Annotated in this window: 18 protein-coding genes; 4 read left to right on the forward strand and 14 right to left on the reverse strand. The window is 66.3% G+C overall.

The window, feature by feature from the left end; all coding sequences use genetic code 11:
• Positions 1-66: 66 nt before the first annotated feature.
• From XI03_RS36850 to XI03_RS36880, 7 genes are all read right to left on the reverse strand, one after another.
• A complete protein-coding gene (locus tag XI03_RS36850; protein WP_271594994.1) occupies positions 67-720 on the reverse strand; it encodes a response regulator in 654 nt (217 codons plus the stop codon).
• Positions 717-4,262 carry a hybrid sensor histidine kinase/response regulator gene (locus XI03_RS36855; RefSeq protein WP_271594867.1) on the reverse strand — a complete coding sequence of 1,182 codons (3,546 nt, stop codon included), beginning with the start codon at positions 4,260-4,262 and terminating at the stop codon, positions 717-719. Before XI03_RS36855 ends, XI03_RS36850 begins: the two co-directional genes overlap by 4 nt.
• Positions 4,263-4,412: 150 nt before the next feature.
• Positions 4,413-5,903, reverse strand: a complete 1,491-nt coding sequence (mctP, locus tag XI03_RS36860; protein WP_038949069.1) for a monocarboxylate uptake permease MctP — start codon at positions 5,901-5,903, stop codon at positions 4,413-4,415.
• Positions 5,893-6,069, reverse strand: a complete 177-nt coding sequence (locus XI03_RS36865) for a DUF3311 domain-containing protein (protein ID WP_028143295.1) — start codon at positions 6,067-6,069, stop codon at positions 5,893-5,895. The genes mctP and XI03_RS36865 overlap by 11 nt, the downstream gene beginning before the upstream one ends.
• 359 nt (positions 6,070-6,428) lie before the next feature.
• Positions 6,429-7,301 (reverse strand): MlaD family protein, encoded by an 873-nt coding sequence (locus XI03_RS36870; protein ID WP_028143296.1) that lies wholly within the window; start codon positions 7,299-7,301, stop codon positions 6,429-6,431.
• A 42-nt stretch (positions 7,302-7,343) separates the two neighbouring features.
• On the reverse strand, positions 7,344-8,114 hold the full coding sequence (locus tag XI03_RS36875) for an ABC transporter ATP-binding protein (RefSeq protein ID WP_028143297.1): 771 nt from the start codon (positions 8,112-8,114) through the stop codon (positions 7,344-7,346).
• 2 nt (positions 8,115-8,116) lie between these two features.
• Positions 8,117-9,250 carry an MlaE family ABC transporter permease gene (locus XI03_RS36880; RefSeq protein ID WP_271594868.1) on the reverse strand — a complete coding sequence of 378 codons (1,134 nt, stop codon included), beginning with the start codon at positions 9,248-9,250 and terminating at the stop codon, positions 8,117-8,119.
• A gap of 134 nt (positions 9,251-9,384) precedes the next feature.
• Here XI03_RS36880 and dgcA point away from each other — a divergent pair, with 134 nt between their 5' ends.
• A complete protein-coding gene (gene dgcA / locus XI03_RS36885; RefSeq protein ID WP_271594869.1) occupies positions 9,385-10,380 on the forward strand; it encodes an N-acetyl-D-Glu racemase DgcA in 996 nt (331 codons plus the stop codon).
• Here dgcA and XI03_RS36890 read toward each other — a convergent pair.
• Entirely contained in the window at positions 10,350-11,546 is a 1,197-nt protein-coding gene (locus XI03_RS36890; RefSeq protein WP_271594870.1) for an MFS transporter, read from the reverse strand. The two genes, dgcA and XI03_RS36890, sit on opposite strands and share 31 nt — an antisense overlap.
• Positions 11,547-11,621: 75 nt before the next feature.
• Between XI03_RS36890 and XI03_RS36895 the strand changes: the two genes are divergently transcribed.
• Positions 11,622-13,061 (forward strand): hypothetical protein, encoded by a 1,440-nt coding sequence (locus XI03_RS36895; protein WP_271594871.1) that lies wholly within the window; start codon positions 11,622-11,624, stop codon positions 13,059-13,061.
• Between the two features lie 215 nt (positions 13,062-13,276).
• Here XI03_RS36895 and XI03_RS36900 read toward each other — a convergent pair whose 3' ends face one another.
• The gene (locus tag XI03_RS36900) at positions 13,277-13,636 is read right to left on the reverse strand and encodes a hypothetical protein (RefSeq protein WP_038971722.1); all 360 of its coding nucleotides are present in this window, start codon (positions 13,634-13,636) and stop codon (positions 13,277-13,279) included.
• 149 nt (positions 13,637-13,785) lie between these two features.
• Between XI03_RS36900 and XI03_RS36905 the strand changes: the two genes are divergently transcribed.
• Positions 13,786-14,169 (forward strand): glyoxalase, encoded by a 384-nt coding sequence (locus tag XI03_RS36905; protein WP_271594872.1) that lies wholly within the window; start codon positions 13,786-13,788, stop codon positions 14,167-14,169.
• On the opposite strand, the gene XI03_RS36910 is transcribed toward XI03_RS36905, so the two are convergent.
• Positions 14,166-14,609 carry an RbsD/FucU family protein gene (locus XI03_RS36910; protein WP_028143304.1) on the reverse strand — a complete coding sequence of 148 codons (444 nt, stop codon included), beginning with the start codon at positions 14,607-14,609 and terminating at the stop codon, positions 14,166-14,168. The two genes, XI03_RS36905 and XI03_RS36910, sit on opposite strands and share 4 nt — an antisense overlap.
• A gap of 164 nt (positions 14,610-14,773) precedes the next feature.
• On the opposite strand from XI03_RS36910, the gene XI03_RS36915 reads away from it, so the two are divergent.
• The gene (locus tag XI03_RS36915) at positions 14,774-16,549 is read left to right on the forward strand and encodes a caspase family protein (RefSeq protein ID WP_271594873.1); all 1,776 of its coding nucleotides are present in this window, start codon (positions 14,774-14,776) and stop codon (positions 16,547-16,549) included.
• A 182-nt stretch (positions 16,550-16,731) separates the two neighbouring features.
• Here the strand turns inward: XI03_RS36915 and XI03_RS36920 are convergent, their stop codons facing one another.
• The 4 genes from XI03_RS36920 to thiD form a co-directional block, all read right to left on the reverse strand.
• Entirely contained in the window at positions 16,732-17,715 is a 984-nt protein-coding gene (locus tag XI03_RS36920) for a threonine/serine dehydratase (RefSeq protein ID WP_028143306.1), read from the reverse strand.
• 62 nt (positions 17,716-17,777) lie between these two features.
• On the reverse strand, positions 17,778-18,821 hold the full coding sequence (locus XI03_RS36925) for a glycosyltransferase family 4 protein (RefSeq protein ID WP_271594874.1): 1,044 nt from the start codon (positions 18,819-18,821) through the stop codon (positions 17,778-17,780).
• Between the two features lie 13 nt (positions 18,822-18,834).
• Positions 18,835-19,647, reverse strand: a complete 813-nt coding sequence (locus tag XI03_RS36930) for a UDP-2,3-diacylglucosamine diphosphatase (protein WP_028143308.1) — start codon at positions 19,645-19,647, stop codon at positions 18,835-18,837.
• 405 nt (positions 19,648-20,052) lie between these two features.
• The gene (gene thiD / locus XI03_RS36935; protein ID WP_271594875.1) at positions 20,053-20,853 is read right to left on the reverse strand and encodes a bifunctional hydroxymethylpyrimidine kinase/phosphomethylpyrimidine kinase; all 801 of its coding nucleotides are present in this window, start codon (positions 20,851-20,853) and stop codon (positions 20,053-20,055) included.
• Positions 20,854-20,982: the final 129 nt, after the last annotated feature.

Below are 20,982 nucleotides of genomic sequence, written 5' to 3' on the forward strand. Positions count from 1 at the left end.
AGGCTCGCCAATCGCACGACGAAAAACGGAGGCCTCGCGGCCTCTGTTTTGTTTTGCGGGAAGAGTTCAGGTCGCGTTGGGCTGGCCGAACGACAGCCGCTCGGCGAGGACGGCGGCCTGGGTGCGCGAGCCGACGCCGAGCTTGCGCAGGATCGTCGAGACGTGGCCCTTCACGGTCTGCTCGGCGATGTCGAGCTCGCCCGCGATCTGCTTGTTGAGCTTGCCCTCCACGATCATCGCGAGAATGCGCAGCTGCTGCGCCGACAGCGAGGCCATGCGCGCGGCGAGTTCGACATCGGCGCTCTGGATCGAGCCGCGGCCGCCGACATTGGGCGGCATCCAGATCTCGCCGGCGAGAATCCTGGTGATCGCCTCGGCCATCTCGGGCAGGCCGAGCGATTTCGGGATGTAGCCTGAGGCGCCATAGGCGATGGCGCGGCGGATCGTGGTGGCGTCCTGCCGAGCCGAGATGATCGCCACCGGCACAGTCGGAAATTGCGCCGACAGGATGAACAGCGCGGCAAATCCCTGGATGCCCGGCATGGTCAGGTCCCAGAGGATCAGGTCGATCTCGCCCGACTGGACCGTCAGCACGCCGATCGCCTCGTCCAGTGACTGGCAGGCAATGACGTCGAGATCGGGCAGCACGGCCGACAGCGCGCTGCGCAAGGCGGCCTGCACCAGCGGATGATCATCGCCGATCAGGATGCGCATCGTCAGGAAGTCCTCTGTTTCGTCCCGAGCTGCCGACTCAAGGCTTCGCTGCCGAGGAAGCGCCGCAGCGCCGCCGGCTTGACCGGCTTTGACAGGATCTCGCAGCCGCGCGCCCTCGCTTCCTTGCGGACCGCTTCGCTGCGATCACCGGTGACGACCAGGGCGCGAACCTCGCGGCCCGCCTTCTGCCTGAGTTCGTCGAGAAAGTCCAAGCCGCTGCGGCCGCCATCGAGATGGTAATCGAGCAGCACGACGTCCGGCACGTCGGCCGCCGCCGCTTCCATCGCCCCGGCGGCGTCTGGTGCGACCAGCACGCGATGTCCCCAATCACCGAGCAGCGCCGTGAGGCCGTCGAGGATGGTCGCGTCATTGTCCAGGCACAGGATCGTCAGAGGCCGCTCCGCCGCCACCGGCGCGGCAATTGCCGGACCGCGCTGAAGCGGCTGGCCCGGTCCGCGCGCAAGCGGCACCGTGACGGCAAAGCACGAGCCATGTCCCGGACGCGAACGGACATCGACCGCATGGCCCAGCAGCCGCGACACGCGATCGACGATGGCGAGCCCGAGGCCCAATCCCTTCTCCGATCCGGGCGCGAGGCGCTGGAACTCCTCGAAGATGCGCTTCTGGTCCTCCGCCGCGATCCCGACACCGGTGTCCCAGATCTCGATGCGCAGCGCGCTGCCCCGCCTCCGGCAGCCGAGCAGGATGCGCCCCCTCGGCGTGTAGCGAAGCGCATTGGACAGCAGGTTCTGCAAGATCCGGCGCAACAGATGCGGATCGCTGCGCACCGCGAGGCCGCAATCGACGACGCGAAGGACGAGCCCGCGTTCCCGTGCCATCGCCGAGAACTCGACGTTCAACTGCACGAAGAGGTCGGCAATCGGGAAGTCGAGGACCTCGGCGCGAACGGCACCGGCATCGTAGGAGGAGATGTCGAGCAGCCTGTCGAGCACATGCTCGGTGGAGCGCAGCGCCGTGACCGCGCTGCTCGCCAGGGCGCGCTCCTTGTCGGCGTCAGCCGCGCGCGACGAAACACTCAGGCTCTCGTCGAGCGCTGACAGGAACAGACGGGCCGCGTTCAGCGGCTGCAGCAGATCGTGGCTGGCCGCGGCCAGGAAACGGGTCTTGCCGAGATTGGCCTGCTCGGCCTCTGCCTTGGCCTGTTCGAGCGCCTCGGTCCGCTCGCGGACGCGCAGCTCGAGCCCCTCATTGGCGCGTCGCAGGGCTTCGGCGGCCCGGTGGCGCTCGGTCACGTCGGTATAGGTCGAGACATAGCCGCCCTCGGCGGTGCGGTCATAGACGATTTCGAGCACCGTGCCGTCCGGCCGCTTGCGCTCGTAGAGATAGGGCCAGATCTGCGTGGCGACGTCACGGTTGACCAGGAGCGCTGCGAATTCGGAGGCGGCATACTCCCCCCGCTCGACGTTGAAGGCGATCAGCTCCGCCAGCGGAAGCCCCACGCGCACGAAATCCGGCGGCAGGTCCAAGAGCGCAATGAAACGGCCGTTCCAGGCCGTGATGTTGAAATCGGCGTCGAACGCGCAAATGCCCTGCGGCACGCTCTCGAGCGTGCTCTGCAAGAGGCTGCGGTTGAAACGCAGCGCCTCCGAGGCTTCGTCGAGCATCGCCATCGCCTCCCGCCGCGACAGCGAATGCCCTTCGAGCGACGCCGCGATCACCACCCGCGCGGATGCCGCACCGATCGCGCCGGCGAGCAGGTTTTCGGTGAACCGGATCGAGTCGAGATCGACGAGCCCCGACGGATCGAGGCGCGGCCCGGTGCCGGAGACACGAGCGGCAAGATAGCCGTCAAAGGACGCCGCACCGCGCTCGGCGCCGACAAAACGCAGCGCCAGCGCCCGGAGATCGTCGAGACGGACCAGCACGCGCGAGGATAGCTTCGGGATCGTTTCGCGAACGACACCGTCGGCGAACGCAGCAGCCTGGTTGCGCTCGACGGTCGATTGCCGTCCGAACGCCGAAAACACCAGGAAGCAGACGAGATTGGCACCGAGACTCCAGAGCGTGGCGTGCGAGATCGGATCGATACCTTCGAGACCGAACAGCGCGTTCGGCTTGAGCCAGCCGAGTTGCCAGGGGCCGTTGCGAACGATCTCCGCGATCCCAGGCCAGAGCGGCGCGGCCGAGGGCAGCAGCAGCGTATAGGCCCAGATGCAGAAACCCGCCGCGATCCCGAGCGAGGCGCCGGCCTTGTTGGCCCGCGGCCAGAACAGCCCTCCGACGAATGCTGGACCGAATTGCGCGACCGCGACGAACGACAGCAGGCCGATCACGGTGAGCGGATAAGACTGGTTCACCAGACGATGCATCAGATAGGCGAGCAGCAGGATGCCGAGGATCGAGAGCCGCCGCACCGCCACCAGGACCGAGGTCATCGGCCGGCTCCGCGCGCGCAGGCCGAAGACGCGCGAGCGCAGCAGCAGCGGCATGATGACGTCGTTGCAAAGCATGGTGCTGAGCGCGACCGACGTCATGATCACCATGCCGGTTGCGGCCGAGAGACCGCCGAGGAAGGCAATCAGGCTGACGGTGCTCGCATCCGCCGCGATCGGCAGCGAGATGACGTAGGTGTCGGGGTCCATCATTGCGCCGAACCGGGTCAGCCCGGTCGCAGCGATCGGCAGGATCAGCAGGCTGAACAGCGCGAGATAGGCCGGATAAAGCCACGCTGCGGTGCGCGTGTGGCTCGGGCTCTCGTTCTCGACGACGGCGACATGGAACGCCTGCGGCAGGCACAGAAAGGCGATGCCTGAGATGATGATCGTCGCTGGCCACACCGGCTGCGTCGGATCGAAGCTCAGAATCCCCGCCAGTTGCGGCTCGGATTGAAATTGCGACAGCAGTGCGGCCGGCCCGCCCGATAGTCCGAACAGCACGAACAGCGCGACGATCAGGAAGGCGAGCAGCTTGACGACGCTCTCGAAGGCGATCGCGAGCATCAGGCCGCGATGATGCTCGCTGGCATGGACGTGCCGGACGCCGAACACGATCGCAAACAACGCCATCGACGCCGCCACGCCGAACGCCGAATCCTGCCAGAACCGCAGGGCCTCGCCGCCTGCGCGCTCAGGCTGGAGGATCAGATAGTCGAAGCTCTTGCCGACGGCCTTGAGCTGGAGCGCGATATAGGGAAGCACGCCAAGCACCGATGCGAGCGTCACGAAGGCCGCCAGCACCTGGCTCTTGCCGTAGCGCGCGGCGATGAAGTCCGAGATCGAGGTGACGTTCTGCGCCTTGGCGATCGCGATCACCTTGGACAGGAGCCTCTGGCCGAACAGCAGCACCAGCGTCGGGCCGATATAGATCGTGGCGAAGTCCAGCCCGCTTGTGGCGGCACGCCCGACCGATCCGTAAAAGCTCCACGAGGTGTTATAGACCGCAAGCGTCAGACAATAGCTGATCGCGGCCGTCCAGGAGTTTGGCAAGACCAGCGGCCCACCGGCGCTCCGCCGGTCGCCCCACCAGGCCACCAGGAACAGCGTGGTCACATAGCCGGCAGCGACCGCAAGAACGAACCACGCCTGCAAGACATCCTCACCCGAGACCGTCAGATCCGCCCGCGACGAGCGGGGTCGGAGCAAGGGCAGATACTAAAACGTTTTCAATCGCATGAAAGACTATTCATTCCGAACGAGAGCGGCGGCCGGAGGATCGCCGGCCGCCGCTCGCAGGTCACCTCAGGCCGCCTCGCGGGAGAGCCGCTCCTGCGGCGTGCGCTTGAGCACCAAATTGACCGCGACCGCCACCACGATGTTGAGCGCGAGCGCCAGCAGGCCGGTGTAGATCGCAACCGGGCCAGCACCGAGGTCAATGCTGTGCAGCGGCTTCAAGCCGTCCGACCATGCCAGCCAGGATCCGCCTGCAAGGCCGACCGCCCAGCCGGCCAGCAGCGCCGTGCTCGAGAACCAGTTCAGATAGAGACCGAACACCAGCGCCGGCAGCGTCTGCAGGATCCAGAGGCCTCCGAGCAGCTGCAGGTCGAGCGCGAACTGCGTCGGCATCAGGAGGATGGCGAGCAGCGCGCCGACCTTCACCAGCATGGAGGTGATCTTGGCGACCTTCGCCTCACCTGCCGGCGTCACCTTCGGATCGACCCACACCTTCCAGAAGTTGCGGGTGAACAGATTGGCCGCGCCGATGCTCATGACCGCGGCCGGCACCAGTGCGCCGATCGCAATCGCGGCGAAGGCAAAGCCCGCGAACCAGCTCGGGAACAGCATCTTGAACAGCTCGGGCACGACGTCGTTGTTGCTGGCGAGCTTGAGGCCCGCAGCATGGCCCATGTAGCCCAGCAGCGCGAGCAGGCCGAGCAGCAGCGTGTAGGCCGGCAACAGCATCGCATTCTTGCGGATCGTGTTGCCGCCGGACGACGCGAAGATGCCGGTCAGCGTGTGCGGGTACATGAAGGCGGCGAGCGCCGAGCCCAGCGCCAGCGAGGCATAGGGCACGATCTGCGCCGGCGACAGCAGGATGCCGCCCGAACCCTTCTTGGCGAAGGCCGCATCCGCCGCGGTGAAGATCGCACCGTAGCCGCCGAGCTTGGACGGCACGATCGCGATCGCGGCGATCACCACGATGTAGATCATGATATCCTTGACGAAGGCGATCAGCGCCGGCGCGCGCAGGCCCGACGAATAGGTGTAGAGCGCCAGCACCAGGAAGGCGAGAACGAGCGGCACCTCGCCGTGCAGGCCCAGCGCCTTGATCGCCACCTCCATGCCGATGAGCTGGAGCGCGATGTAGGGCATCGTCGCCAGCACGCCGGTGGCTGCAACGGCAAGCTCGAGCCCGCGCGATCCGTAGGCGCCGCGCACCACGTCGCCGGCTGTGACGTAGCCGCGCTCCTTGGCGACCTTCCACAGCACCGGCATCACCGCGAACACGAAGGGATAGACGATGATGGTGTAGGGAAGCGCGAAGAAGCCGTAGGCGCCGACCGCGTAGACCAGCGCGGGAACGGCGATCACGGTGTAGGCGGTGTAGAAGTCGCCGCCGACCAGGAACCAGGTGATCCAGGTCCCGAACTTGCGGCCGCCGAGGCCCCACTCGTCGAGATGGGCGAGCGTCTCCGGCTTGCGCCAGCGCGAGGCGACGAAGCCCATGCCGGTGACGAGGACGAACAGTGCGAGGAATACGGCGAATGCCGCGCTATCGACATTAGTCAGCACGGCGCGCGCTCCTGTAAACGATGTAGGTGAGGAGCGAGGTCAGCGGCACCCAGGCGAGCTGATACCAGTAGAAGAAGGGAAAGCCGAATAGATGCGGCTCCCCGATATTGTAGAACGGCACGATCATCAGGCCGATGAACGGCAACAACAGCAACAGGCGTACCACGCGCTCTCCTCCCCTGTGTGTGAAGTCGACGCGCTTTTTCGTGAGCGCGACTTGAGCGCGATATAGCGGACAATGACGGCCAGCCCCTCCCCCTACCTTGGCTCGGCCAGACCCCCATACTTTCGTATCGGCCCTGTCATTGCGAAGAGAGGTCTAACCCGTCACCCTGATTGAGGGATGACGGAATCGATAACGGGGCGGACACGCCAATCGTCGTTGCGAGGAGCGAAGCGACGAAGCAATCCAGATCGTCCCCGCAGAGACAGTCCGGATTGCTTCGCGGAGCCTGTCATCGGTCCGCGCTACGCGGACCCGTTGGCTCGCAATGACGAGTGGAGAGGTCCGTGGACGACGCGCTGCTACCGCCTGCGCTCCGGCGCGGCCGGCCTCGGCGGCTCGGGCGGCGGAGGCGGTGGGGCGCTGCTGTTGCTGGCGCCGAACAGCACGCGGGTGGGGTTGCGGTCGAAATTGTTCACGGCGCGGCTGATGTCGCCGAGGGTGCGGCGGCCGTCGCTCATCAACGCGCCGGAGCGCTTGTCGAAATCGTCGGCCAGCTCGCGGATCGACTTCACCGCCTGGAACAGCTCGCCGCCGTCCTTGCCGCCGGCGAGCGTGTTGAGGCCGAGCATGAGGTTGTCGGCCTTGAGCATGACGCCGTCGACCTTGGCCATGACGCCGTCGATCTTCTCGGAATTGCGCGCGAGCGAGTTGGTGAAGGTCTCCAGATTCTTCAGCGAGTTCTTCACCGATTCCTGATTGTCGGCGACGATCTTGTTGATGTTCTGCAGCGTGCCGCGGATCGCCTCGGTGACGTCCTGGAGCTTGTTGGGGTCGGCCGTCAGCGTCGGGATGCCGTCCTGGTCGAGCGGCGGCGGCGCCGCGGCCTCGTCTCCGCCCTTCAGCGAGATGGCGGCGACGCCGGTGAGGCCCTGGAATTCGAGGCCGACCAGGGTGTCCTTGCGGATCGGGGCGTTGTTCTCGATCATGGCGAGTGCGACAACCCGCCGCGGGTTGTCGAGCTTCACCGAGACCACCTCGCCCACCCGGATACCGTTGAAGTTGACGCTACCCCCGTTGCGCAGGCCCGCCGCCGGGCCCTCGAACACGACGCGCAGGGGGCTGCGCTGCTTGGTGGTGTGCAGCGACTGGAACCAGAGCACGAAGCCGATCGCCGCGGCGATCACCGCCAGCGTAAACGACCCGATCAAGACGTAGTTTGCCCGCGTTTCCATCAGGTGCTCCGGCTACTCATCACAGCTACTCAACCCCGCCACTCAACCCATGACCGCGCGGGCGCGCTTGCCATGGAAGTATTGCCTCAGCCAGGGATGCTGCGAGGCCTGCATGTCGGCGATCGACCCTGCCGCTATGATCTTACCGTTCCCTAAAACGGCGATGCGGTCACACGCTGTGTAAAGGCTGTCGAGGTCGTGGGTTACCATGAAAACGGTGAGCCCCAAAGTGCGCTGGAGCGTCCTGACCAGCTCGTCGAAGTCGCCAGCGCCGATCGGATCGAGGCCCGAGGTCGGCTCGTCCAGGAAGACGAGGTCCGGATCGAGCGACAACGCGCGCGCCAGCGCGACGCGCTTGATCATGCCGCCGGAGAGCTCTGACGGGAAGCGCTCGGCAACCTCGGGCTTGAGGCCGACCATGGTGAGCTTGGCCATGGTGATCTCGTCCATCAGCCGCTGCGAGACCCGAAGATATTCGCGCATCGGAAACTGGATGTTCTGCCGCACGGTCAGCGAGGAGAACAGCGCCCCCTGCTGAAACAAGACGCCCCAGCGCCGCTCCACGTTGCGGCGCTGCGACGTGTTGGAGGAATCCAGGTCGACGCCGAACACCTCGATGGAGCCCGCGACCTTCGGCACGAGACCGATGATGGTGCGCGTCAGCACCGACTTGCCCGCACCGGAAGGGCCGACGAAGCCCAAGATCTCGCCGCGCTTGACGTCGAGGTTGAGGCCGTCGAGCACGCGCGTTGAGCCGAACTGCACGGTGATGTCGCGCACGCGGATGATCGGATTTTGGATCTCGGGAGCCATCGTCACATCCCGATCGAGGCGAAGAAGATGGCGAACACGCCATCCATGACGATGACGAAGAAGATGCCCTTCACCACCGAGGCCGTGGTGTGCTGGCCCAGCGATTCCGCGCTGCCCTGCACGGCGAGGCCCTCGACACAGGCGACGATGCCGATCACGGCCGCCATGACCGGCGCCTTGACGATGCCGACGATGAAATGGTCGATCGAGATGGCGTCGCGCAAGCGGAGCAGGAAGGCCTCGGGCTCGACCCCGCCATAGAGCCAGGCGACGAGACCGCCGCCATAGAGCGCGGCCATCGCGCCGAGGAAGGCCAGGATCGGCAACGCCAGCACGAGCGCCATCATGCGCGGCAGCACCAGCACCTCGATCGGATCGAAGCCCATGGTGCGCAGCGCGTCGATCTCCTCGCGCATCTTCATCGAGCCGAGTTCGGCGGTGTAGGCGCTGCCCGAGCGGCCCGCGACCATGATCGCGACCAGCAGCACGCCGATCTCGCGCAGCACCAGCACGCCCAGCATGTCGACCACGAAGATGTCGGCGCCGAAGCGGCGGAAATGGAAGATGCCCTGTTGGGCGATGATGCAGCCGATCAGGAAGGTGATCAGCACGATGATCGGCACCGCGCGCCAGCAGACCTGCTCCATGTGATGCACGGTCGAGGTCAGGCGAAACGAGCGCGGATGGATCAGGACGCGAAATCCCGCCGCGAGCACGGCGCCGAGCATGTCGACGAGGCCCGCGACCGTGCCGCCGATGCCGGCCACGGTCCGGCCGATCTGCTCCAGCATGCCGGTGATGGTCACCGTGCCGCTATCGACCACGGCCGTCGCCCTGACCCGCCGCACCTCGTCCACGAGGCTGGAATAATTGGCGGACAGACCCGCGATCTGCGCCTCGACGGCGCCCTGGGTCAGGCTGCGGCGCAGCCGCTCGATCAGCCAGGCGCCGAACGTGTCGAGCTTGGCGACTTCGGAGACGTCGATGAAGATGCTTTGCTGTCCGCCAGCGAGCTTCTCGGCGTCGGCCACCATCCGCTCCAGGACCGGCGCGAAGTTGGCCGTCCACGTCCCGGTGGCGCAGAGTGCCAGCGCGTTGCCCTTGGCAATCCGTTCCAGCTTCGGATCGCTATTCAAGATGTCCGCTCCCGTGCCGGGGCGGAGAAAATCAGATAGTTGCGCACGCGCCCTTACCCAGAGAAGGTATCCCCAAGTGGTTAATGTTAGTTGCTAGAGGTAACTAGCAGGTTCAGATTTCGCCAGAGTTCAAAATGACTTCCATGAAATTTGCTGCCTTGGCGGCGCGAATCGAGCGCTTCCCGATCGCGGGCAGCTTTACCATCAGCCGGGGCGCCAAGACCGAGGCCGTGACTATCGTAGCGGAGGTCAGCCGGGACGGGCTGACCGGCCGCGGCGAGTGCGTGCCCTATCCCCGCTATGGCGAGACGCCCGAGGCGACGCTAGCGGCCATCCAGGCCATGCAGCAGGCCGTCGCGGACGGGCTGACGCGGCAAGCCCTGCAGGCCGCCATGGCGCCCGGTGCGGCCCGCAATGCCCTGGACTGCGCCCTGATCGACCTGGAGGCCAAGGCGGGGGGCCTGCGGGCCTGGAACCTGCTCGACCGCCCGGTGCCGGGCGAGCGCACCACGGCGTACACGATCTCGTTAGGGACCCCCGAGGCCATGGCGGCCGCCACCGCCAAGGCGGCGCACCGGCCGCTGCTCAAGATCAAGCTCGGCGGCGACGGCGATCCCGAGCGGATCGCCGCGGTGCGCAAGGCCGCTCCCGAATCCGAGCTGATCGTCGATGCCAACGAGGCCTGGACCGAGGCCAATCTGGCGCACAATCTCGCCGCCTGCGATGCCGCCGGCGTCACCCTGGTGGAGCAGCCGCTGCCGGCCGGCCGGGACGAAGCGCTGGCACGGATCAAGCGCCCGCTCGCGGTCTGCGCCGACGAGAGCGTGCATGACCGCTCCTCGCTGGTCCCCTTGCGCGACCGCTACGACGCCGTGAACATCAAGCTCGACAAGACCGGCGGCCTCACCGAGGCCCTCGCGATGGCGGACGCCGCGCAGGCGCTCGGCTTCGAGATCATGATCGGCTGCATGGTCGCAACCTCGCTGTCGATGGCCCCCGCGATGCTGGTGACGCCACAGGCGCGCTTCGTCGATCTCGACGGCCCCTTGCTGCTGGCGCGCGACCGCGATCACGGCCTGCGTTACGATGACAGCCTCGTCTATCCGCCGGACGTTTCGCTCTGGGGCTGAGGCTTGAGCCGGTGCCGCGCCGACCAGATCAGAAGCGCGCCGGCCGCCGCCATCGCAGCCATCACGTAATACAATCCATCGCCGATGCGGGCGTAGATCGCACCTGACGCGATCGAGGTCGCGGCGCCGAGCAGTCCGTTGCACGCGGCGTAATAGCCCTGCCCCCGCGCGATCTGATGCGAGGGCACGCGCTGCACCAGGAGATTCATCGTGCCGACGATGGTCATGCCGAAGCTGAGGCCGTGGCCGAGCTGGACGATCGCCAACAGCGCGAGCGGCGGCTCATTGGCAGTGACGATCCAGCGCAGCACGGCGCTGAGACCCCCGATCGCGATCATGGTGGACGGATGCAGCGAGAAGCGCGGCGACAGCGCGAACACCACGATCTCCGCGATCACGCCCAGCGTCCACAGGCCCGCGATCGTCAGCCCGCTGATCCCATGGAGCTGCCAGTTGATGGCGGAGAAGGTGTAGTAGGCGACGTGGCTGCCCTGAATCAGCGCGGCCGAGACGATGACGGCCCAGAAGCCGGCATCGCGCAGCAGCGCCTTGCCGGCATGCCTCTCCGTCGTCTTGCGCCTGACATCGTCCAGCGGCTGAAGCAGCAGGCCGGCTGCGACCGCAACGACGGCCCATGCGACGATGACCCAGATCAGGTCGCGCGCGGCGATGTGGTCTACGAGATAGCCGCAGGCGAGCGAGCCGGCGGCGAAGGCCGCCGAGCCCCACAGCCGCAAGGGTCCGTAATCGAGCCCGTAACGAGCGACGCCGCGCAACGCATAGGCATCGGTCAGCGGCATCGTCGGCGTCCACATCATGCAGGTAGCCGCGTAGATCAGGAACAGCGCCAGCGGCTGCTGCTGCAGGCCGACCGCCGTAAAGCCGATCGCGGTCGCCAGCACCGACACCATCATGCCGGCGCGAATGGCATGTCGCTTTTCGGCGAAGGCGGTCACTTGCGGCAGCGTGGTGAAGCGCGTGATCGCCGGCAGCGCGTTGATAAGGCCGATCCAGGCCGCGTCGATGCCGATCGCCTTCAGCCACACCGGAAAGAACGGCAGATGCGTGCCCGAGACCGCGAAGACGGCCGAATAGAACAGGGCGAGGCTGACGGCGAATCGCCGTTTCGCCGATGCTGGTGTGGGGATTTGTGATTCGGGTGCCATCAAACCAATTGCGATTCGGTCGATATCGTGGTGATCGTTACTGTAACGCGCGGTGATTTGCGCGACGAGATCGCAATGGCCAACGAAGCATTCGCCCTTTCGCCCATGTCTGCCCGCGCGGCCGAGCCGAACGAGCAGGATTACGACGCGATCCGCGAAGCCTTCATGGAGACGGCGCGCGGCCGCTGGTTCCTCGGCGAATACGCCAAGCGCAACCGCAACGCCGACACGAGCATGGTGCTCGACGCGGTCGCGAAAATCGAAGAAACCCTTGCGGCACAGCGGCAACCCGTCGTCGAGGACCGCCTGCCCGAAGCCCTGATCGAGATCCGCCGCGCGATCCGCGAGGCCGAGACGATCGCCATCGCCGCCTTCGATCCCGCCGCGATCGAGACGAGCCTCGCCGCGATCCCGCGCGGCGTGCGCATCATCAAGGAGATCTCCTGGCGCTGGCGCGAGATCGGTGCCGACGGGCGAATCTGCGACCTCATTGATTCGCAGCTCGCCTCGATCGAGGCCGCCTGCGGACAGATCTCGACCATCGATCCCCGCGTCGAGCTCAAGGCCGCATTCGATCTCTTGAGGGATCGGGTGGAGCAGACCGACGGCGACGCAACGCCGCAGGCGGCGGCTCCCGCGTCCGCTCCGGTGCAGGAGGCGCCGTCATTCGCCGCCGAAGCTCCGCCTGCCGAGACCGCGCCCGCTGCGATGGCGAGCGAAGCATCCGTGGCTTTTACGGAGCCACCGCAGGATCTCGCCGCGGCTGCCGAGCCCGAAGCAGCCGCTGACGCGACCGTCGCCACCGAAGCGTTCGCCGAGGCGGAACAGGCAATGGACGCGGCTGTTACGCCGGAGATTGCGGCCGAGAGCCAGATGGCTGTCGAGAGCACCGCGCTCGACCAAGTCGCGCCAGAAGACGTCGCGCCCGAATCCGTCTCGCCCGAAGAGCCGGCCCCTGAACCCGTCGGCTTCGCAGAAGTCGCTGACGCGTTCGCGCTCGATGCAGCCGCGCAGGCCGAGGACGACGCGGTGCTGGAGGCCATCGCGCTCGAGATGGCCGCGCCCGATCCTGATTTCGACGAGATCATCGCGCCGGTCGAGATGGAAGCGGTCATTCCGGAGCCGATGGTGGCGGAGGCCGCAGCGCCCATTACCGCTGAGCTTGCCGAGCCGATCGCGCCTCAGCCGGTCGTCGCTCCAATGGCGGAAGAGCCCGCCGCCGACGCGCCGATCGCCATGGACTCGCTCGCGCGCCTCACCGACGCCATTGCGGAGGCCGCCGCCGAGGTGATGGAGCAGCAGGCCCCGGCCATGGCCGCGACGGCGAATTTCGCCGCAGCGCCGACAACGTCGCTGCCCACGCCCACGCCCTTGTCTGCTTCCTTGCCCGAGACCTCGCTCGGCGCCACCATCCTCGCCAGCGGCATCCTGCAAAAGCCCCGCGCGCCGGCCAACGATCCCCTCGCCCCGATCCGCCGCATGACCCAGGCCGAGAAGATCGCGTTCTTCTCGTAAGGGGGAGCATCGTGTCCCGGACAAGCTACAACGCGCCAGCGTTGCAGCGCAGAGCCGGGACCCAGAGGCTATGCTCTCCGCTGCCACATGGGCCCCGGCTCAGCAGCGCACCGCTGAAGAAGCGCTGCGCTGCGTCCGGGGCACGAGTAAGCGAGAAGGCGCGCACACTTTCTCCGCATCGTCATTGCGAGCGCAGCGACGGCGCGATCAGCTGGTCACCCGCAATTCCACACCGCCCCAATCGGCGTGCGCGTCCAGCACGGACCAAAACTGCCGCCATTGTAGCGGCCGCCGTTGAAGCCGGGGCGGCCGAAATAGTGCCACTCGCCGTCCCAGCGGTAATATTGCGGCACCGGGTCGATGTACCAATGGCGCCGGTCGGCGCGCGACATTCGGCGCATCGCTTCCTTTTGCTTGTAGAGCGGAATGCTGTTGCTCAGCGGCTGACGATAGCCCGGCAGGAAGCCGTAGCCCTTCCAGACGGGCTTGGGACGCTTTTGAACGGGCTCAGCGGACGCCACAGTCGGCAGCAGCGATAGGATGATGGCAACGAATAGACACACAAAGCGGGACATGGAGAAACCATAGACAGTCAGTTCCCGCCGCGCCATTCAAATTCGAGTGCGGGACGTTTCGCCGCTTCTGCCGAGCGGCCGCTCTCGATAAACTCGCAACGCGCAGCGTGAACGCGGCGCGGACCGCTTGCATGTGCCGGAGTGACCGAATGCCTGAGAGCCCGCGCGTCGGCGCCTTTGCGATCGTTCCCAGCAACGATCTTCCCGCCGCAATTCCGTTCTGGGAACGGCTCGGCTTTGCGCGCATCGGCGGCGATGCCGGCTATGTCATCATGAGCGGCTGGGGATGCGAGGTGCATCTCACGCAAGCCGGCGATGGCCAGTGGCGCGTGCCGGAGCACAATCCCTTTGGCATTTTCATTCGCACGCCCGAGGTCGAGGCCATTGCCGCGCGCGTGAACGATCTCATCATCCGGCCCGGCGGCGTGCTGCGCCACCGCGATTGGGGCATGTATGAAGTCGGCATCAACGGCCCCGACGGCCTTCTCGTCCGGGTTGGCTGGCCGTCGGAGCTGATGCGCCAATCCGGCTAGCCTATCACGCCCTTCCTGATCAGGAAGCAGCCGTAACCTCTGCTGTCCCCCACCTGCACGACACCAAACCCCGCCGCCGCCGCGCGGTAAAAATCCGGACGCGAGAGCTTGCCGGGAGCAACGGCGCGTCCGACCGCACGCTCGATCTCGGCCAGCACGGCGCGCTGCACGTCGGGCACGCGGTCGGGATCGTCGACCGGCGCCATCACGCGCACCGGGTCGGGATCGAAATCGTCGAGCGGATAGAGCGTCATGATGGCGCGGACGGCCGTCTCCATCGTCATGCCCGGCAGCTGGATCAGGCGCTGCGACGAGGTGCTGCGGGCGATGTGCGTGGCCGGGTGGTTGGCGTCGACGACCACGAGATCGTCGCCGTGGCCCATGGAGGCCAGCAGCCAGAGCAGGTCGGGCGTCAGGATCGGATCGATCGATTTCAGCATGTGACGGCAGTTCCCCTTATCGATCGCTCACCATAGCAGGTTCCGAGCGTGATTCAGATCACGGAGGCCACCATGGTGACCGGGATCACGGACCTCAAACTCGAACGCGGTCAGGCTTCGCCGCAACCAATCTCGCATCGAGATCAGTGCCAAAGGAGCACGCCATGTTCCGCCTAAAGCCCTTTTTGATGACGGCTAGCCTCGTGGGAAGCCTGTTCGGCTTCACGTGCGGCGCATCCGCGCAAGTTGCCCCGGTCCAGCCTGCCCCTAGCGCCCTGCAAGGCCCGGAGCAGCGGGTGGCGCTCGTGATCGGCAATGCGAACTACCAGAACGCGCCGCAGCTTGCGAACCCCGACGATGACGCGCAGTCGATGGCGCAGTTCCTGAACTCCGCCGGCTTCGAGGTGGTTGCCGCAACCGACCTGACCCAGAACGACATGCTGCGCGTGGTGCAGGACTTTTCCGCCAAGGTCGCTTCGCGCGGCCCGAACACGGTGGCGATGGTCTACTACGCCGGCCACGGCGTGCAGCTCGCCGGCGAGAACTATCTCGTTCCTGTCGATGCGAAGGTCTCCAACCCCACCGAACTCGTCAACAATTCGGTGCGCCTCGTCGACGTGATGTCGACGCTGGAGACGATCCCGAGCCGCATGCGCATCGTGATCCTCGATGCCTGCCGCAACAATCCGTTCCCTGATGTCAATGACGCCGGCCGCGGCCTCGCCATCGTCGATGCGCCGAACGGCTCGATCGTCGGTTACTCGACCGCGCCGGGCGCCGAAGCGCTCGACGGCACCGGCGGTCACAGCCCCTACACGCAGGCGTTCCTGAACGTCGCGCGCGAACCCAACGTGCCGATCGAGCAGTTGTTCAAGCGCGTCCGCCTGCAGGTGAACCAATCCACCAGCGGCGCGCAGATCCCGTGGGAGAGCTCCTCGCTCACCTCGGACTTCACCTTCTTCGGCGACACCGCGGTTGCCGCCAACCGCGCGCCCGTCAGGGCGCCGGTGGTGCAGATGGCCTCCAACCTGCCGAGCCGCTCGACGCGTCAGGCCTATGACTACGTCGTGTCCGAGGGCCGGCCGGAATATTATCAGGAGTTCATCCAGATGTACCCGCACGACCCGCTGTGCGACCACGTCCGTTGGCTGCTCAACAACATCCTGCTCTCGCAGGCCTGGCACAAGGCGGTGCTGGTGAATTCGCCGGTTGCCTACAAGAGCTTCTACGACAGCTACGGCAACAGCCCTTATGCGCAAATGGCGCTGAAGCTGCAGACGCAGCCGAAGCAGATCCCCTTGATGCAAGCAACCAAGTTCCTGGCGCCGCAGAACATTGCTCCGACCTTCAAGATCGGCAATCTCGGCCAGCCCAAATACATGCCGCTGCAGCAGGGTAATGGCGGTGGTCAGATCAACGGCAATTTGCCGATCGTGCAGAAGCCGGTCGACGGCAATGTCATCGGCAAGCTCGGCAATGGCGGCCAGATCGGCAATCTGCCCTCGGGCAACAACCAGCCGAACGGCACGCCGTCGCAGACCCCGGGCAAGATCGTCACCCTGCCTGCGCCGACCAACACGACCACCAGCAATGGCGGCATCGGCAAGATCGTGACCCTGCCCGCGACCAACAACAAGCCGGACGCCGGCAACGGCACCCCCGGCAAGATCGTCAGCGTGCCGGTGAATGTCGGCAAGGGCGGCCCGAAGGTCGAGACGAAGCCGGTCAACGTCCAGACGCAGAACAACCCGATCCGCGTCAACAACGGCGTGAAGATCAACAACAACCCGGTGAACAAGGTGCAGGTGCAGAACAACAATCGCCCGCAGTTCAACACGACCAACCGCATGGTCAACAGCGGCGGCAACAACTTCCGCCAGTCGATGAACCAGGCCCCGAGCACGGGCGGCGGCAATAACCACCGCGGCTTCATGCGCTGATCGCAGCGAGCCACACAACGAAGAAGGGGCAGAGCGGAAACGCTCTGCCCCTTCTTCATGTCGACCCTCGACGATCGTCATTCCGGGATGCGCCGTGAGGCGCAGGCCCGGAATCCATTGTGCGGCAGAGACGGCGGAGAAGTGGATTCCGGGTTCTTGCTTCGCGAGCCCCGGAATGGCGGCTAGGCGACCAACTCCGCAAACAAATCCGCATCGACATTGCCGCCGGAGAGCACGATCACGACGTTCTTGCCGGCAACGTCGAGCCGGCCCGCAAGCAGCGCTGCGAGCCCCACCGCGCCGCCCGGCTCGACCACGAGCTTCAGCTCGCGATAGGCGAAGGCAACGGCGGCGCCGACTTCCTTGTCCGAGGCGGTGACGCCGCGCGCCAGCAGCTTGCTATTGATCGCGAAGGTCATCTCGCCGGGGATCAGGGCCATCAGCGCATCGCAGATGGTGCGGCCCGCCGGCGGATGCGGCTCGCGATGGCCTGCGCTCAGCGAAATGCCGTGATCGTCGAACGCCTCGGGCTCGGCCACCACGATTTCGGCTAGCGGATAGCGCGCCTTCACGGCGGTTGCGACGCCCGCGATCAGGCCGCCGCCGGACGCCGGCGCCACCACGATGTCGGGGCTGAGACCGAGCGTTGCCATGTCCTCCGCGATCTCGCGGCCGGCAGTGCCCTGCCCTGCGATCACGAACGGATCGTCGTAAGGCCTGACCAGCGTCGCGCCGCGCTTCTCGGCGATGCCGCGCGAGATCGCCTCACGGTCGTCCTTGTCGCGATCATAGAGCACGACCTCGGCGCCGTAGGATTTGGTGCGCTCGCGCTTCGACAGCGGCGCATCCGCCGGCATCACGATGGTCGCCTGCATGTCGAGAATCTTTGCCGCCGCCGCCACGCCCTGGGCGTGGTTGCCGGAGGAGAACGCGACGACACCGCCGGCGCGCTTGTCCTGCGGGATCGAGAACACCTTGTTGAAGGCGCCGCGGAACTTGAACGAGCCGGTGCGCTGGAGCATCTCCGGCTTCAGGAAGACCTTGGCGCCGACGCGCTCGTTGAGCACGGGAAAGGACAACAGCGGGGTGCGGATGGCGTAGGGCGCGATCACGCGCGCTGCGGCGTCGATATCGGCAGGGCCGATCGGGAGGAGCTGTTCGGTCATGTCAGATCTTATCGCGGCCACCGCAGCGCGGGCAAGACACCTCCGCGCGAGGATTTTTCTCTTCAGGCGACGAAGCGCGGCTGTTCCGCGGCGTTCCGGCCAGGCAGCACCGCGCCGACCGCCTCAATGCTGGCCACAAAGGCCCTCGCCGAGGCTTCCCAGGTGTAATTGGCGGCGAACGCGACGCAGTCCTGCCGGGAGATGTCCAGCGCCGCGAAGCAGGCGCTGCGCAGGTCGTGATCGAGTGCGCCGACCGGGGCATCGCCGATGACGTCGCGAGGACCCTTCACCGGGAAAGCGGCCACCGGCAGGCCGCTCGCGAGCGCTTCCAGCAGCACCAGGCCGAACGTGTCGGTCTTGCTCGGAAACACGAAGACGTCGGCGGCCGCATAGATATCCGCCAGTTCCTCGCCGTGCTTCTCGCCGAGGAAGATCGCGTCGGGATAGGCCTCTTCGAGCGAGGCGCGCGCGGGGCCGTCACCAACGATGACCTTGGTCCCGGGCAGCTCGAGATCGAGGAAGGCCTCGAGATTTTTCTCCACCGCGACGCGGCCGACCGATAGGAACACCGGTCCCGGCAGGCAAAGGTCGATGGCGCGGGGGTGGAACAGATGGGTGTCGACGCCGCGCGGCCACAGCACGACATTGTCGAAACCACGCTCGGTCAGCTCGCGGGCGAGCGCAGGCGTTGCCGCCATCACGGCGCGGCTGGGCGCGTGGAAGCGGCGCAGTGCCCGCCAGATCAGCGAGCCCGGCACCGGCACGCGGGCACGGACATATTCGGGAAAGCGGGTGTGGAAGCTGGTCGTGAACGGCAGCTTGCGCTGGCGGCAATAGCGGCGGACCATCAGGCCGATCGGCCCTTCGGTCGCAATGTGGATGCTGTCGGGGCGCGCCTCCTCGATCAGCTTGGCGATTCGTGCGGGACGGGGCATCGCCAGCCGCACATCGCGATAGCTCGGCATTGCAAAGGTGCGGAAGGATTGCGGCGGCAGGAACGTGAATTCGACGCCGAGGCTTTTGCCGGCGTCGGCGAGCTTGGTCAGCGTCCGAACCACACCGTTGACTTGCGGGTGCCAGGCGTCGGTCGCGACCAGGATGCGCATCAGGCGGCCTCTGTTATGCAGCTCTGGCTGCAACCTGCGGGACGGCTGCCGGCTTCTGCAAATGATCCGCCCAGGTGATGATCTCGAAATGACCGTCGTCGTGCTCGACCAGCGCCGTGCAGCTCTCGACCCAGTCGCCGCAATTCATGTAGCGAATGCCGCCCTCGTCGCGGATCACGGCGTAATGGATGTGGCCGCAGATCACGCCGTCGGCGTCGTGGCGCCGCGCCTCGGCGGCGAGCGCCTGCTCGAACGCGCCGATGTAATTGACGGCGTTCTTGACCTTCTGCTTGGCCCATTGCGACAGCGACCAATAGGGCACCTTGAACAAGCGGCGGAAGAAGTTGACGAAGCGATTCATCTGGATCGCGAAGTCGTAGGCCTTGTCGCCGAGATGGGCGAGCCAGCGCGCGTTTTGCACCACGAGGTCGAAGATGTCGCCATGGATGACGAGATAACGCTTGCCGTCCACGCCGGTGTGGACCGTGTTCTCGACGACGTCGATGCCGCCGAAATGCGTGCCGTAATAGTTGCGCAGGAACTCGTCGTGATTGCCGGGGATGTAGACGACCTTGGCGCCCTTGCGTGCCTTGCGCAGCAGCTTCTGCACGAGGTCGTTGTGGGATTGCGGCCAGTTCCAGCTCGATTTCAGCGCCCAGCCGTCGACGATGTCGCCGACGAGATAGATCGTGTCGGCATCATGGTAGCGCAGGAAGTCGAGCAGAAGATCGGCTTGAGAACCGCGGGCTCCGAGATGAACGTCGGAGATGAACAACGTGCGAAAGCGCCGCTCCGGGCTCTCGTCACTCACATCGTAACTTCCCATGCGCCAGCCTGTAACAATGTCCCGTGACAGGGGGATGACCAATTGAACTTTTGAGGCACCCTCAGATACGAATCACGCCTTGCCTCGCCTGCCTGCGAATATCAGCCGCATGCGACAATCAGGCGACATGGCGCCGCAGGAGGCGCCGGGACCCTACTCTTCCCTGAGGCCATCTCCCCCGCAACACATCCTTCGAGACGCCCGCCGTTGGCGGGCCCTCAGGATGAGGGCGGAGTGCGCGGCTGCAAATTCAAAGCGGACCGACGCAGTTCAGCCTCATCCTGAGGAGGCCGCGAAGCGGTCGTCTCGAAGGAGAGGCGCTTGCTCGATGTCGCCACAAGGCATTGGGGACGATGAAGCCAGCGCTCAACGGATCGATGGCCGCGCTTCCGCGGACGGCCCGCCTCAGTAGAACCTGTGGAAATGATGGACCGGGCCGTGGCCGTGCCCGACGCTGAAGCGGTCGGCGGCTGCGATGGCCGCGCTGATCCAGGACTTGGCGTTGCGCACGGCGAGCTCCAGATCTTCGCCCTTGGCCAGTCCAGCCGCGACAGCCGAGGACAGCGAGCAGCCGGTGCCATGGGTGTTGCGTGTGGCAACACGCGGCGCCGCAAGCGCGATCGTGCTTTCGGACGTGACGAGATAGTCGGTGCTCTCGGCGCCCTCGCCGTGTCCGCCCTTGATCAGGACCGCACGGCAGCCGAGCGCCAGCAGACGACGCCCCTGGCTTTCGATCTCGGCCTCGCTTGCCGCGACCGGCTCGTCGAGCAGAGCCGCGGCTTCCGGCAGATTGGGCGTGATCACCGACGCCAGCGATATCAGTTTTGTGCGGAGCGCGTCGACGGCCTCGGATGCCAGCAGGCGGTCGCCGGAGGTTGCCACCATCACGGGATCGAGCACGACATGCCGCGGCGACCAGCGTGACAGCGCGGCCGCGACCGCATCGATGCCGGCGACCTCAGCCACCATGCCGATCTTCACCGCACCAATGTCGAGATCGGAGAACACCGCATCGATCTGCGCGGTGACGAATTCCGCCGGGACTGGGTGAATGCCGGTGACACCGCGCGTGTTCTGCGCCGTCAGCGCCGTGATGGCGGAGGCACCATAGACGCCGAGCGCGGCAAAGGTCTTCAGGTCGGCCTGGATGCCGGCGCCGCCGCTCGAATCGGAGCCGGCGATGGTGAGTGCGACCGGGGTCGTCATCGCCGGGCACCTTTGCTGGATAAGGACACCGCCATGGCCTGTCCTAGCGCGGCCGTGGAACACCGGCAAGCGCGCCGAGCCGTGTTCGACAGTGATTCGCGACGCCGTGTATTCCCTGCGAATCAGGCA

The organism is Bradyrhizobium sp. CCBAU 65884 (genome assembly GCF_028128835.1).
Lineage (GTDB): Bacteria > Pseudomonadota > Alphaproteobacteria > Rhizobiales > Xanthobacteraceae > Bradyrhizobium > Bradyrhizobium ottawaense.

Bases quoted from the DNA above. Each gene is read 5' to 3' on its own strand.
- XI03_RS36870 (WP_028143296.1), bottom strand. From the start codon at position 7,301: ATGGAAACGCGGGCAAACTACGTCTTGATCGGGTCGTTTACGCTGGCG.
- XI03_RS36875 (WP_028143297.1), bottom strand. From the start codon at position 8,114: ATGGCTCCCGAGATCCAAAATCCGATCATCCGCGTGCGCGACATCACC.
- dgcA (WP_271594869.1), top strand. From the start codon at position 9,385: ATGACTTCCATGAAATTTGCTGCCTTGGCGGCGCGAATCGAGCGCTTC.
- XI03_RS36890 (WP_271594870.1), bottom strand. From the start codon at position 11,546: ATGGCACCCGAATCACAAATCCCCACACCAGCATCGGCGAAACGGCGA.
- XI03_RS36895 (WP_271594871.1), top strand. From the start codon at position 11,622: ATGGCCAACGAAGCATTCGCCCTTTCGCCCATGTCTGCCCGCGCGGCC.
- XI03_RS36900 (WP_038971722.1), bottom strand. From the start codon at position 13,636: ATGTCCCGCTTTGTGTGTCTATTCGTTGCCATCATCCTATCGCTGCTG.
- XI03_RS36905 (WP_271594872.1), top strand. From the start codon at position 13,786: ATGCCTGAGAGCCCGCGCGTCGGCGCCTTTGCGATCGTTCCCAGCAAC.
- XI03_RS36910 (WP_028143304.1), bottom strand. From the start codon at position 14,609: ATGCTGAAATCGATCGATCCGATCCTGACGCCCGACCTGCTCTGGCTG.
- XI03_RS36915 (WP_271594873.1), top strand. From the start codon at position 14,774: ATGTTCCGCCTAAAGCCCTTTTTGATGACGGCTAGCCTCGTGGGAAGC.
- XI03_RS36920 (WP_028143306.1), bottom strand. From the start codon at position 17,715: ATGACCGAACAGCTCCTCCCGATCGGCCCTGCCGATATCGACGCCGCA.
- XI03_RS36925 (WP_271594874.1), bottom strand. From the start codon at position 18,821: ATGCGCATCCTGGTCGCGACCGACGCCTGGCACCCGCAAGTCAACGGT.
- XI03_RS36930 (WP_028143308.1), bottom strand. From the start codon at position 19,647: ATGGGAAGTTACGATGTGAGTGACGAGAGCCCGGAGCGGCGCTTTCGC.
- thiD (WP_271594875.1), bottom strand. From the start codon at position 20,853: ATGACGACCCCGGTCGCACTCACCATCGCCGGCTCCGATTCGAGCGGC.